This is a genomic window from Streptomyces sp. NBC_00091, from assembly GCF_026343185.1.
In the GTDB taxonomy this organism is placed as follows: domain Bacteria; phylum Actinomycetota; class Actinomycetes; order Streptomycetales; family Streptomycetaceae; genus Streptomyces.
This window is the reverse complement of sequence record NZ_JAPEMA010000001.1, coordinates 4545548-4558375: the sequence shown is the minus strand read 5'-3', so window position 1 is coordinate 4558375 and position 12828 is coordinate 4545548. Positions and strand designations below refer to the sequence as shown.

Genomic DNA, 12828 nt, shown 5'->3' with positions numbered 1-12828 from the left:
GGGCGGCGCGGGAAGACGTACGGGCCGGCGCGCGGGTGGTGGGGCGGGCTTCGGGGTCACGCTGCCGTGGCGGCGAGGCCGCTTTCCCAGGCCCAGGCGGCGATCTCGACGCGGTTGCGGGCGTCGAGCTTGGCCTGGACGTTGGCCAGGTGGGTCTTGACCGTGGACAGGGACACGAAGAGCTCGCCCGCGATCTCGGCGTTGGTCAGCCCGCGCGCGAGGCAGCGTACGACTTCCCGTTCCCGTTCCGTGAGGGGCTCGGCGGGGCGGCGGGCGGCCTGGGCGGCGGGGATGCGGGGGGCCATCTCGCGCAGCAGCCGGACCGTGATGGCGGGTGAGACGAGGGAGTCGCCGACGGCCGCCGCCCGGACGGCTTCCACCAGCATGGCCGGGCTCGCGTCCTTCAGGAGGAAGCCGGACGCGCCGCCGTGCAGGGCCGCGTGGACGTACTCGTCCAGGTCGAAGGTGGTGACGATGACGATGCGCGGGCTGTCCCGTCCGGAGAGCCGGCGGGTGACTTCGAGACCGTCGAGCTTCGGCATGCGGATGTCGAGGAGGAGGACGTCCGGCCGGTGTGCGGCCACGGCGGCCAGGGCCGCCTCGCCGTCGACCACGTCCGCGACGACCTCTATGTCGGGCTGGCTTTCGAGGATCATCCGGAATCCGGTCCTGACCATGTCCTGGTCGTCCGCGATGACCACTCTGATCGCCATGCGCTGCCTGCCCCACTGTCGCCCGCTGCCGCCGCCGGATGCCTCCCATGGGACCCGTGCGCGCTCCGGCCCGCAACCGCAGGGCGGACCGGGGGCGGGGTTCGGGGCGGGCGGCACACCAGTCGACGTTAGGCACGTCCGGGACATGGCGCCTCGCCCTTCCGGCCGGTTCTGGTCCGGCCGGAAGGACGAGGGAAGGGGTGTGCGGAGGGGGCTACAGGGTGGCCGCGGCGGCCTTGATGTCCGCGGCGAAGGTGGAGACCTCGGTGTACACGCCGGGGTAGCCGGCCCGGGCGCAGCCCTCGCCCCAGCTGACGATGCCGACCTGGACCCAGGCGTTGGCGCTGTCCCGGCGGAACATCGGGCCGCCGGAGTCGCCCTGGCAGGTGTCGACGCCGCCCTGGTCGTAGCCGGCGCAGATCTCCTCGTTCGGGACGAGGGAGCTGCCGTAGGAGCTCTGGCAGGAAGCGTCGGAGACGAAGGGGACCTGGGCCTTGAGGAGGTAGCGCTGCTGGCTGCCGCCTTCGCGGGCGGCGCCCCATCCGGCGACGGTGAACGTGCCGTTGTCGTAGGCCTTGGTGTCGGCGATCTTGAGGGTGGGCAGGTTGACCGGCTGGGCGAGCTTGATCAGGGCCCAGTCCTTGCCCTGGCCGTTGTAGCCGGGGGCCTGGAGCACCTTGGTGGACTTGACCTTGATGGCGCTGGAGCTCCTGAGGTCGACGACCCCGGCGGTGGCGGTGATGGAGGTGTTGTTGCCGGAGCCGTCGACGCAGTGGGCGGCGGTGAGCACGATCTGCTGGGTGTAGAGAGCTCCGCCGCAGCCCATGGAGAGCCGGACCATGAAGGGGAACTCCCCTTGCGCGGCGCGGGTTCCGCCGACGACGGGGGTGGGTGCGGCGTTCGCGCCGGCGGGCTGGAGGCTGACGGCGGCGAGGGTGACGGCGCCGACGGCGAGGGTGCGCTTGAGGATTCTGCCAAGGGTGGTCACGGTCAGCACACTGCCTTTCGTGGGGGGTTGGGCTGTGCGTGCCATCGGGTGAATGACGAGTCCATGACACATCCGTTCCGCGACTGCCATCAAGAGCGCGATTTCGGACAACTTCCGTCCGGCGAAGGCGAATCACCATTCATCGGGCGGCCACGAAAAGTTTCCTACCGGCCAGTAGACATGGGGTCGGTTCTGGCCAACTCTGGTCACGTACATGCCAAGCCGTGACCGAGGAGCGCCCCCCATGCGCAGCACCCGCCGCACCCGCACGACCCGTACCGCCGCCGCCACCGTGGCCGTAGCCGCCGCCGTGATGACCCTGCTGCCGGCCACCGCCGCCGAGGCGGCCACGGCACCGGCCCCCGCGCCGGTCTCCGTTTCCGCCTACGCCTCCGCCTCCGCCCCCGGCGGCAACGCGGCGATCCTCGGCATCGACTACGCCACCTGGCAGCGCGACGTGGCCGCCGTCATCGACGCCGCCCGTCCCGCCATCGAGCAGCGGATCGCCGCTTCCCCGGCCGGCGAGAAGCCCGCGATCGTCCTCGACATCGACAACTCCTCGCTGGAGACGGACTTCCACTGGTTCTGGACGTTCCCGACGCCCGCGATCGAGAAGGTCCGCGCACTGACCCAGTACGCGAACCAGCGCGGCGTGGCGATCTTCTTCGTCACCGCCCGCCCCGGGATCGTGTACTCCCTGACCGAGTACAACCTGAAGGCGGTCGGCTACCCGGTGACCGGGCTCTACGTCCGGGACCTGCCCGACCTGTTCGGCCAGGTCAGCGCGTACAAGACGGCCAAGCGCGCCGAGATCGAGGGGCGCGGCTACACGATCATCGCCAACATCGGGAACAACGAGAGCGACCTGGTCGGCGGGCACGCCGAACGCACCGTCAAGCTGCCCGACTACGGCGGCAAGCTGTCCTGACCCGGCGCGCGCCCGCGCCGCCGCAGGACCTGGAGCCGGCGGTGTCGGCGCGGGCGATGGACAACATGATGGGCTTGCTGCGGTTCAGCGAGCGGATGTAGCGGGTAGTCATATAGCAGCGCACGAGTGAGGCTCCGGGCCCGACCCCTCGCCAGGGGGCCGGGCCCGGAGCCGTTCCCGGGCTAGTCCGTCGTCTTCGGTGCCGGGCACACCTGCCAGGCGAGGTGGTAGAGGGTGCTGACGCTGGCGTCGGTGGAGTCCATGGCCATGAAGCTCGTGGACGTCTGCGGGTTGGAGGTGCCGGCGTTCACGCGCAGTTCGGTATTGATGTTGAAATTGCGCTTTTCACCGCACGGGGCCCAGACCAGGTCGGCGTATTCCGTCTTGTCGCTCGTCTGCCAATTGTCGTTGAGCGGTCCGCTGAACTGGTGAGTCCGCTGGGCTGTCTGCGGCATTCCCTGGAAGTAGTAGCTCGCCCTTTCCTGGCCCCACGCGCCGGGCTGGAGGAATGCGAATCCCCGGTAATCGGCCTGGACGATCGCATAGGTGAAGCCGGAGGGCACGTGGACGCGGAGATTGAGCTGGCAGTTCTTGCGGAAGGCGGTCGGCGGGGCGCCGGGGCCGACCTGGGCGAGGTAGTCGCTGTAGGTGACCGTGAAGGCGGTGTTGTCGGGGGCGACGGCCACCTCGGCGGTGCCCTCGCGGCAGCCGGAGCCGTTCACGGTGGCGAGTTCGATCACGATCTTGTCGGGCGGGACCGTGATCGGTCCGCCGGCCTGGGCGGGTGTCGAGGCGGCGATCAGGGCGGCGGCCGCGCCGCCGATGAGCAGGGTGCGGGTGCGGGTGCGGGACAGGGGGTGAGACATCGTTGTCACTCCTGGCCGTCGGGTCGGGCTTGTTCGGATCGGCACAGCCGGCGCTCGCGCGTCCGTGTCAGGCCGCGGGACATTCCTTCCACTCGAAGTGGTAGACCGTGCTGACGCTGCCGTCCGTGGAGTCCATGCTCATGAAGCTCAGCGCCTGCGGGCTCGACGTGCCCCCGTAGACCCGCAGTTCGGTGTTGACGTTGAGGTTGCGCTCCTCGCCGCAGGGGGCGAAGACCAGGTCGGCGTACTCGGTCTGGTCGCTGGCCTGCCAGTTGTCCGTGAACGGGCCGTTGAACTGGTGGGTGGTGCGGGCCGTCTGGGCGGCGCCCTGGAAGTAGTAGTTCGCGCGCTCCTGCCCGTACGCCCCGCGCTGGAGGTGCGCGAAGCCGCGGTAGTCCGCGCGGGCGATGGCGTACGTGAACCCCTGCGGCACGTGGATCCGCAGGGCCAGCTGGCAGTTCTTGCGGAACTCGGTGCCGCTGGAGCCGGCGCCCGTCTGCGCGAGGTAGTTGCTGTAGGTGACGGTGAACGCCGTGTTGTCGGAGGCGGTGGCGACGTCCGCGGTCCCCTGGGGGCAGCCCGAGCCGTTGACCCCGACCACGTCGACCGTAATGCGGCCGGGCGGCGGAATATCGGGGGAATCCGCCTGGGCCTGTGCGGGCAGGGCCATGGCCGACAACACCGCGATCGCGGCGCCGACGGCCATTCTGTGGAGCGGCATCTTCGGTTCTCCATTCCTGCGGACGGGCGAGGAATTCGGCGTGGACATGCCACCACAGCCGGTGCGGGGCTGGGAAGGACGCGATACGGCCAACGCCCGCCGGCCGCGTTTCCTGGCCGGATCCCGCGAGCCCCCGATTCGCGCCGCACCGCGCCCATCAGCCCCGCCACCCCGTCCCGCCCGAACGGACCCCGCACCGCGCGCACCGGAAGATGTCCAGAACCCCCGACCGGGCCCGGCCCCCCGGCCCGCTAGGGCTTCGCGCCGTACACCGGCTGCGGCGGCTGCGACTCGGACAGGAGTTTCGCCGCGGCCTCGCCCGCCTCCGCCGGGGACCAGCGGGCGCCGCGGTCCGTGGTGGGGCCCGGGCGCCAGCCCTCCATCACCGTGATGCGCCCGCCCTCGGCCTCGAACACCCGGCCCGTGACCCCGGCCGAGGCGTCCGAGCCCAGCCACACCACCAGCGGGGACACGTTCTCCGGGGCCATCGCGTCGAAGGCCCCCTCGGCCGGGGCCGCCATCGTCCCGGCGAAGGCCTCCTGCGTCATCCGGGTCCGGGCCGCCGGGGCGATGGCGTTGACCTGGACCCCGTACCGGCCCATCTCGGCCGCCGCCACCAGGGTCAGGCCGAGGATGCCCGCCTTGGCCGCGCTGTAGTTGCCCTGGCCGACGGAGCCCAGCAGCCCCGCACCCGAGGAGGTGTTGACCACCCGCGCGGCCGGCCGCCGCCCGGCCTTCGCCTCGGCCCGCCACCAGGCGGCGGCGTGCTTCAGCGGCAGGAAGTGCCCCTTGAGGTGGACCCGCATCACCGCGTCCCAGTCGTCCTCGCCGAGGTTGACCAGCATCCGGTCCCGCAGGAAGCCGGCGTTGTTGACCAGGGTGTCCAGGCGGCCGAAGGCGACGACCGCGCGGTCCACCAGGGAGGCCGCGCCCTCGTCGGTCGCGATGTCCCCGCCGTGCGCCACGGCCTCCCCACCCAGCGTCCGGATCTCCTCCACGACCTGCGCGGCCGGGCTGTCGGGCCCCGGCAGCCCGTCGAGGCCCACCCCGAGGTCGTTGACGACCACCCGCGCCCCCTCCGCCGCGAAGGCCAGCGCGTGGGCCCGGCCCAGCCCCCGCCCCGCGCCCGTCACGATCACCACGCGTCCGTCCGCAATACCCATCTCAGCTCTCCTTGTTGACCGTTGCCGCATCCAGAAACGCCGGCCGCTCCCCGCCGCCGTGCACCAGCAGGCTCGCGCCGCTCACATATCCCGCCCGGTCCGAGGCGAGGAACACCGCCGCCTCCCCCACGTCCGAGGGCTCGGCCAGCCGGCCCAGCGGGACGGTGGCGCCGACCGCCGCGATGCCCGCCTCGTCCCCGTAGTGCAGGTGCGCCAGCTCGGTCCGCACCATGCCGAGGACCAGCGAGTTGACCCGTACCTCGGGCGCCCACTCCACGGCCATCGAGCGGGCCAGGTTCTCCAGGCCCGCCTTGGCCGCCCCGTAGGCCGCCGTCCCCGGGGAGGGCCGGGTCCCGCTGACGCTGCCGATCATCACGACCGAGCCCCGGCTCTCGCGCAGCCACGGGTACGCGGCCAGCGAGGCCGTCATCGGCGCCACCAGGTTGAGCTCGAGGACCCGCGCGTGCCGCTCGGCCCCGCCCTCCCCCAGCAGCCGGTACGGGGTCCCGCCCGCGTTGTTCACCAGGCAGTCGAGCCGCCCGTACCGGTCCGCGACCGCCCCGAAGAACCGCTGGACGGCGGCCGGATCGCGCAGGTCCACGGCGGTGAAGGCGGCGCGGCGGCCCTCCGCAGCCACCGGCCCCCCCGGCGGCCGGCGGGCGCAGACCACCACCTCGGCCCCCGCCGCGAGGAACGCGCGCGCGATCCCGGCGCCCACGCCCCGGGTTCCGCCGGTGACGACGGCAACCCTCCCCTTGAGCTCCATCGGCTGCTACCTTCCTCACCTAACAAATGTTTGGTGGAAAGGTAGCTGATCCGCTCATGGGTGTCTCCACCTCCGGCCCGGACAAGGGCATCGCACTCGTCACAGCCGACTACCCGCCCGTCAACGCCCTTCCCGTGCAGGGCTGGTACGACCTCGCCGACGCCCTGCGCGCGGCCGGCCGCGACCCCGGGGTCCGCTGTGTGGTCCTGGCCGCCGAGGGCCGCGGCTTCAACGCCGGGGTCGACATCAAGGAGATGCAGCGCGACACCGGGCACGGCGCCCTCATCGGCGCCAACCGCGGTTGCTACGAGGCCTTCGCCGCCGTGTACGAGTGCGAGGTGCCGGTGATCGCCGCCGTGAACGGCTTCTGCCTGGGCGGCGGCATCGGCCTCGTCGGCAACGCCGACGCGATCGTGGCGAGCGACGACGCCGTCTTCGGCCTGCCCGAACTCGACCGGGGCGCCCTCGGCGCCGCCACCCACCTGGCCCGGCTCGTCCCGCAGCACCTGATGCGCGCCCTCTACTACACCTCGCGCACCGCCACCGCCGCCGAACTGCACGCGCACGGCTCCGTCTGGAAGGTGGTCCCGCCCGCCGAGCTGCGCGGCGCCGCCCTGGAACTGGCGGCCGAGATCGCGAAGAAGGACGGCCACCTGATCCGCCTGGCCAAGGCCGCCATCAACGGCATCGACCCCGTGGACGTCCGCCGCAGCTACCGCTTCGAGCAGGGCTTCACCTTCGAGGCCAACCTCAGCGGTGTCGCCGACCGGGTCCGCGACACCTTCGGGAAGGGCCGCACCTCCGAGAAGGGACAGGGAGACACCGTATGACGGACAAGAGCATGACCCCCGAAGAGGTGGTCGGGCAGCTGCGCAGCGGCATGACCCTCGGCATCGGCGGCTGGGGTTCCCGGCGCAAGCCGATGGCGCTGGTGCGGGCGCTGCTGCGCTCCCCGGTCACGGATCTCACCGTGATCTCGTACGGCGGCCCGGACGTCGGGCTGCTGGCCGCGGCCGGGCGGATCCGCAGACTGGTGGCCCCCTTCGCGACCCTCGACTCCATCGCGCTGGAGCCGAACTTCCGGGCCGCCCGCGAGAGCGGCGCCTTCACCCTGACCGAGTACGACGAGGCCATGTTCATGTGGGGCCTGCACGCCGCCGCGAACCGGCTCCCCTTCATGCCCGTCCGGGCCGGGCTCGGCTCCGACGTGATGCGGGTCAACCCGGAGCTGCGCACCGTCACCTCCCCCTACGCCGACGGCGAGGAGTTCGTCGCCGTCCCCGCCCTGCGGATGGACGCGGCCCTGGTCCACCTCAACCGCGCCGACCGTCTCGGCAACGCCCAGTACCTGGGCCCGGACCCGTACTTCGACGACCTCTTCTGCGAGGCCGCCGACGCCGCGTACGTCTCCTGCGAGCAGCTCGTGGAGAGCGCCGAGCTGGCGAAGTCCGGCCCCCCGCAGTCCCTCCTCGTCAGCCGGCACTCCGTCACCGGGGTCGTGGAGACCCCGAACGGCGCGCACTTCACCTCCTGCGCGCCCGACTACGACCGCGACGAGGCCTTCCAGAAGCTCTACGCGTCCACCCCCTGGCCCGAGTTCGCCGCCCGCTTCCTGGCCGGCGGGAACGAGCACGACTACCAGACCGCCGTCCGGACCTGGCACGAGGAGCAACAGTGACCACCGCGACCGCCACCCGACAGGAATACTGCGTGATCGCCTGCGCCGAGGCCTGGCGCGACAACGGCGAGGTGCTCGCCAGCCCGATGGGCCTGATCCCCTCCTTCGGCGCCCGGCTCGCCAAGCGGACCTTCTCCCCCGACCTGCTGCTCACCGACGGCGAGGCCATGCTGGTCGGCCTCGACGGCACGGCCGAGGGCTGGCTCCCCTACCGCCGCCATCTGACGATGGTCACGGGCGGCCGGCGGCACGTGATGATGGGCGCCAGCCAGCTCGACCGGTTCGGCAACCAGAACATCTCCTGCATCGGCGACTGGGAGCGGCCCTCCCGCCAGCTCCTCGGGGTGCGCGGCGCGCCCGTCAACACCCTGAACAACCCGGTGAGCTACTGGGTGCCGAAGCACTCCCCCCGGGTGTTCGTCGAGCGCGTCGACATGGTCAGCGGGGTGGGCTACGACCGCGCGGAGGCGGCCGGGGTGACGCGCTTCCACCGGCTGCCCCGGGTGGTCAGCGATCTCGGGGTCTTCGACTTCGCGGGCCCGGACCGCTCGATGCGCCTGGCTTCCCTCCACCCGGGCGTCACGGTCGAAGAGGTCCGCGCGGCCACCGGCTTCGAGCTGGCGGTCGCGGACGAGGTCGCGTACACCCGCGAGCCGGCCGCCGAGGAGCTGCGGCTGATCCGCGAGGTGATCGACCCCAAGGGCCTGCGCGACCGGGAAGTACGGGTCTGACCCGGTGGGGACGGCAGCGAGGGAGACGGTGATGGAGACGGCGTTCACCAAGCTGGTCGGGGTCCGGTACCCGATCGTGCAGACGGGCATGGGCTGGGTGGCGGGCCCGCGGCTGGTCTCGGCGGCGGCCGGGGCGGGGGCGCTGGGGATCCTGGCCTCGGCGACGATGACCACGGAGCAGCTGCGCGCGGCGGTCCGGGAGGTAAGGTCCCGTACGGACGCGCCGTTCGGGGTCAACCTGCGGGCGGACGCCGGGGACGCGGCCGAGCGCGTACGGCTGATCATCGACGAGGGCGTACGGGTGGCCTCCTTCGCCCTCGCCCCGTCCCGGGAGCTGATCGCCCGGCTCAAGGACGCCGGGGTGGTGGTGATCCCCTCGATCGGGGCGCGCCGGCACGCCGAGAAGGTGGCGGCCTGGGGCGCGGACGCGGTGATCGTGCAGGGTGGGGAGGGCGGCGGGCACACCGGGGACGTGGCCACGACCGTGCTGCTGCCCCAGGTGGTCGACGCGGTGGACATCCCGGTGATCGCAGCGGGCGGCTTCCACGACGGCCGCGGCCTGGTCGCGGCCCTGGCCTACGGGGCCGCGGGCATCGCCATGGGCACCCGCTTCCTGCTGACCTCCGACTCCACCGTCCCCGACGCGGTCAAGGCCGAGTACCTGAAGGCCGGCGTCAAGGACGTCACCGTCACCACGGCCGTCGACGGGCTGCCGCACCGGATGCTGCGCACCGAGCTGGTCGCGGCGCTGGAGCGGTCGGGCCGTGCCGGGGCGCTGGCCAGGGCGGTCCGGCACGCGGCGGGCTTCCGGAAGCTGTCGGGCCTGAGCTGGGCGGGGATGGTGCGCGACGGCCTGGCGATGAAGCACGGCAAGGACCTGTCCTGGAGCCAGGTCCTGCTCGCCGCGAACACCCCGATGCTCCTGAAGGCGTCCATGGTCGAGGGCCGTACGGACCTCGGTGTCATGGCATCGGGCCAGGTCGCGGGGGTGATCGAGGATCTGCCGTCCTGTGCGGAACTCGTCTCGCGCGTCATGGCCGAAGCACAACAGGCACTGGAAGCACTGCACTCGCTCCGCACCCTGCCACCACCAGGGTGATCCCCCTTCTCCGTTTCAGGAGTCGCATGATGAGCCGTGCCCGAATCCGCCTGGCGACCGCGGCGGCCGCCGCCGTCCTCGCCATCGGGACCCTGCCCGCCGTTTCCGCGTACGCGGCGCCGGCCGGCAGCGCCGCATCCGCCGGACAGGCCCGCCAGCACCGGCAGCCGCACGACCGGTACCCCGCAGCGGAAACGATCCGTCAGATCCCCCTCCAGGCCGCCGTCAACCTCCGGGACCTCGGCGGCTACTCCACCTACACGGGCGGCCGGGTCCGCCAGGGGCTGGTGTACCGCTCCGACGCGCTGAGCAAGCTGACCCAGGCGGACATCACCACCGTCTCGGGTCTCGGCCTCACGAAGGTCGTCGACTTCCGCATCCCCATGGAGCTCCAGTACGACGGCGCCGACCGGCTGCCGCAGGGGCTCACCCCCACCGCCCGCCCGATCAGCGACCTGGGCCTGTACGGCACGCTGGTCGGCGCGATAGCCACCGGCGATCCCGTGAAGCAGGAGCAGATGCTGGGCGGCGGCCGCGCCGAGGCCTACATGCGGGACATCTACCGCACCTTCGTGACCAGCCCCGAGAACCGGGCGCAGTTCGCGGCCACCCTGCGGGAGATCGCGGACGGGAACCAGGGTCCGCTGCTGTACCACTGCACCTCCGGCAAGGACCGGACGGGCTGGATGAGTTACGTCCTGCTGCGTTCGCTGGCCGTGCCGCAGGAGACGGCCGAGAGCGACTACCTGGCCTCCAACACCTTCCGGGCGGCGTACGACGCCCAGGTGCGCGCGGGCCTCAAGCAGTCGGGGCGGATGCAGAACCCGGACCTGCTGATCCCGCTCCAGGAGGTCCGCCAGGACTACCTGGACGCGGCGACCGCGCAGCTGGAGGCCGACTACGGGAGCTTCTACGGCTATCTGACGGACGGTCTCGGCCTGGACCTGCGGACGCTGGCGAAGCTCCAGAACAAGCTGGTCCGGTAGCCGCCGGGCCCGGAACGGCGGAACGGCGGAACGCCGGGCGGCGCGCGATGCGTGCCACCCGGCGTTCCGGTGCTGCGGGATCCGTGCTGTGCGAGGGGTCAGACCGCCCGGCGGCGGCCCTGGCCGCCCGTCCCGACGCGGCTGCGCGCGGAGGCCGCGGCCGCGCCACCGGAGGCGGAGCCACCGCTGCGGCGGGCCTGGGCGGGGGCACCGCCGGTGCCCTGGCCGCCACCCTGACCGCGACGGGCCTGGCCCGACGCGGAGGCGGGGGCCTGACCGGACGCGGAGCCGCCGGAGCGACGGCCGCGGCCGCCCGCCGCCGGGGCGCCGCCCGTGGCGGAGCCGCCGCGCGGGCCGCCGGAGCGACGGCGCGAGGAGCCCGAGCCCGAGCCGGAGCCGTTGCGCGGCTTCGGCGGGGCGGCCTGCGGCACCTCCAGCACGACCGGGATGCCGGAGGGCACCCGGGCGCCGGTGATCCGGGCCAGTTCCTCGTCGGAGGACTTGATCTGCGCCGTGCGCGGGGTGATCCCGGCGTCCGACATCAGCCGGGTCATGTCCCGCTTCTGGTCGGGCAGGACCAGGGTGACCACGCTGCCGGACTCGCCGGCGCGGGCGGTACGGCCGCCGCGGTGCAGGTAGTCCTTGTGGTCGGTCGGCGGGTCCACGTTGACGACCAGGTCGAGGTCGTCGATGTGGATGCCGCGCGCGGCCACGTTGGTGGCGACCAGCGCGGTGACCTCACCGGTCTTGAACCAGTCCAGGGTCCGGTTGCGCTGCGGCTGGGAGCGCCCGCCGTGCAGGCCGGAGGCGCGCACACCGTCCGCGAGGAGCTTCTTGACCATGCGGTCGACCCCGCGCTTGGTGTCCACGAACATGATCACCCGGCCGTCGCGAGCGGCTATACGCGTGGCCACGGCCTTCTTGTCGGTCTCGTCCATGACGTACAGGACGTGGTGCTCCATCGTGCTGACCGCACCGGCGGACGGGTCGACGGAGAAGGCGACGGGGTCGGTGAGGAACATCTTGACGAGCTTGTCGATGTTCTTGTCGAGGGTCGCCGAGAACAGCATGGTCTGGCCGCCGGACTGGACCTGCTTGAGCAGGGCGGTGACCTGCGGCATGAAGCCCATGTCGGTCATCTGGTCGGCCTCGTCGAGGACGGTGACCGAGACCTGCGAGAGGTCGGCGTCACCGCGGTCGATGAGGTCCTTCAGGCGGCCGGGGGTGGCGACGAGCACCTCGGCGCCGCGGCGCAGGGCGCCGGACTGCCGGTTGATCGACATGCCGCCGACGACGGTCGCGATGCGCAGGTTGACGGACGTGGCGTACGGGGCCAGGGCGTCGGTGACCTGCTGCGCCAGCTCGCGGGTCGGTACGAGGACCAGCGCGAGCGGCTGCTTCGGCTGGGCGCGGCGGCCGGCGGTACGGGCCAGCAGCGCCAGGCCGAAGGCCAGCGTCTTGCCGGAGCCGGTGCGGCCGCGGCCGAGCAGGTCACGGCCGGCGAGCGAGTTCGGCAGGGTGGCGGCCTGGATCGGGAAGGGCTCGGTCACGCCCTGGGCTGCGAGGGTCTTCAGCAGCGCCTCGGGCATGTCCATGTCCTCGAACGCGGCCACCGGCGGGAGGGCCGGGGTCAGCGGTTCGGGCATGGTGAATTCCTGCGGCCGGGGGGCGGGGGCGGACTTCTGCCGTCCCGCGCCAGCCTTCGGACGCCCCTGGGCCGCACCTCGACCCCGGGTGGGGCGGCGGCTGGGTCGTGCGGAGCTGGAGCTGGTCATGCGAGAAAGCCCTCCTGAAACCGGCACCCTCCTGAAACCGGCAGGTGCAACAAAGGTCGAGACAGCAGACAAGCCGGGGCCCGCACCTCACGGTGCGGACCCCGGCATGCTGAAGAACTTAGGCGGGGAGGATGTTCTCCGCCTGGGGGCCCTTCTGGCCCTGGGTGACGTCGAAGGTCACGCGCTGACCCTCGGTGAGCTCACGGAAGCCCTGGGTGGCGATGTTCGAGTAGTGGGCGAAGACGTCCGGGCCGCCACCGTCCTGCTCGATGAAGCCGAAGCCCTTTTCCGAGTTGAACCACTTCACGGTACCGTTAGCCATTTGAATCTCCTGAATAGGCGGCAAGGGCCCCATCCGGGAGATTCCGGGAAAAACAATAAAAGCGCCTGCGGAAGTCCGTAGGCGCACATAAA

Annotated in this window: 14 protein-coding genes; 6 read left to right on the top strand and 8 right to left on the bottom strand. The window is 72.3% G+C overall.

Features of this window, described 5'->3' with window-relative positions; all coding sequences use genetic code 11:
• Positions 1–56 precede the first annotated feature (56 nt).
• A complete protein-coding gene (locus OOK34_RS21065; protein ID WP_267035412.1) occupies positions 57–713 on the bottom strand; it encodes a response regulator transcription factor in 657 nt (218 codons plus the stop codon).
• A gap of 214 nt (positions 714–927) precedes the next feature.
• Entirely contained in the window at positions 928–1701 is a 774-nt protein-coding gene (locus OOK34_RS21060; RefSeq protein WP_267035411.1) for a trypsin-like serine protease, read from the bottom strand.
• 244 nt (positions 1702–1945) lie between these two features.
• On the opposite strand from OOK34_RS21060, the gene OOK34_RS21055 reads away from it, so the two are divergent.
• Complete coding sequence (locus tag OOK34_RS21055; RefSeq protein WP_267035410.1) at positions 1946–2629, top strand: HAD family acid phosphatase; 684 nt, start codon at positions 1946–1948, stop codon at positions 2627–2629.
• 182 nt (positions 2630–2811) lie between these two features.
• On the opposite strand, the gene OOK34_RS21050 is transcribed toward OOK34_RS21055, so the two are convergent.
• The 4 genes from OOK34_RS21050 to OOK34_RS21035 form a co-directional block, all read right to left on the bottom strand.
• Positions 2812–3495 (bottom strand): DUF4360 domain-containing protein, encoded by a 684-nt coding sequence (locus OOK34_RS21050; RefSeq protein WP_267035409.1) that lies wholly within the window; start codon positions 3493–3495, stop codon positions 2812–2814.
• A 67-nt stretch (positions 3496–3562) separates the two neighbouring features.
• Complete coding sequence (locus OOK34_RS21045; protein ID WP_267035408.1) at positions 3563–4216, bottom strand: DUF4360 domain-containing protein; 654 nt, start codon at positions 4214–4216, stop codon at positions 3563–3565.
• A gap of 251 nt (positions 4217–4467) precedes the next feature.
• Positions 4468–5379, bottom strand: coding sequence for an SDR family oxidoreductase (locus tag OOK34_RS21040; protein WP_267035407.1), 912 nt, complete (start codon positions 5377–5379; stop codon positions 4468–4470).
• Between the two features lies 1 nt (position 5380).
• The gene (locus tag OOK34_RS21035) at positions 5381–6145 is read right to left on the bottom strand and encodes an SDR family oxidoreductase (RefSeq protein WP_267035406.1); all 765 of its coding nucleotides are present in this window, start codon (positions 6143–6145) and stop codon (positions 5381–5383) included.
• 56 nt (positions 6146–6201) lie between these two features.
• On the opposite strand from OOK34_RS21035, the gene OOK34_RS21030 reads away from it, so the two are divergent.
• From OOK34_RS21030 to OOK34_RS21010, 5 genes are read left to right on the top strand one after another with little or no spacing between them, the layout of a single operon-like run.
• Positions 6202–6975 (top strand): enoyl-CoA hydratase family protein, encoded by a 774-nt coding sequence (locus tag OOK34_RS21030; protein ID WP_267035405.1) that lies wholly within the window; start codon positions 6202–6204, stop codon positions 6973–6975.
• Entirely contained in the window at positions 6972–7823 is an 852-nt protein-coding gene (locus tag OOK34_RS21025) for a CoA transferase subunit A (RefSeq protein WP_267035404.1), read from the top strand. Before OOK34_RS21030 ends, OOK34_RS21025 begins: the two co-directional genes overlap by 4 nt.
• The gene (locus OOK34_RS21020; protein WP_267035403.1) at positions 7820–8554 is read left to right on the top strand and encodes a CoA-transferase subunit beta; all 735 of its coding nucleotides are present in this window, start codon (positions 7820–7822) and stop codon (positions 8552–8554) included. Before OOK34_RS21025 ends, OOK34_RS21020 begins: the two co-directional genes overlap by 4 nt.
• Before the next feature lie 4 nt (positions 8555–8558).
• Positions 8559–9653, top strand: a complete 1095-nt coding sequence (locus OOK34_RS21015) for a nitronate monooxygenase family protein (RefSeq protein ID WP_267035402.1) — start codon at positions 8559–8561, stop codon at positions 9651–9653.
• 29 nt (positions 9654–9682) lie between these two features.
• Positions 9683–10639, top strand: a complete 957-nt coding sequence (locus OOK34_RS21010; protein ID WP_267035401.1) for a tyrosine-protein phosphatase — start codon at positions 9683–9685, stop codon at positions 10637–10639.
• Between the two features lie 98 nt (positions 10640–10737).
• On the opposite strand, the gene OOK34_RS21005 is transcribed toward OOK34_RS21010, so the two are convergent.
• Positions 10738–12414 (bottom strand): DEAD/DEAH box helicase, encoded by a 1677-nt coding sequence (locus tag OOK34_RS21005; RefSeq protein ID WP_267035400.1) that lies wholly within the window; start codon positions 12412–12414, stop codon positions 10738–10740.
• Between the two features lie 118 nt (positions 12415–12532).
• Positions 12533–12736: a cold-shock protein gene (locus OOK34_RS21000; RefSeq protein WP_007263537.1), complete on the bottom strand. Its 204-nt coding sequence runs from the start codon at positions 12734–12736 to the stop codon at positions 12533–12535.
• Positions 12737–12828: the final 92 nt, after the last annotated feature.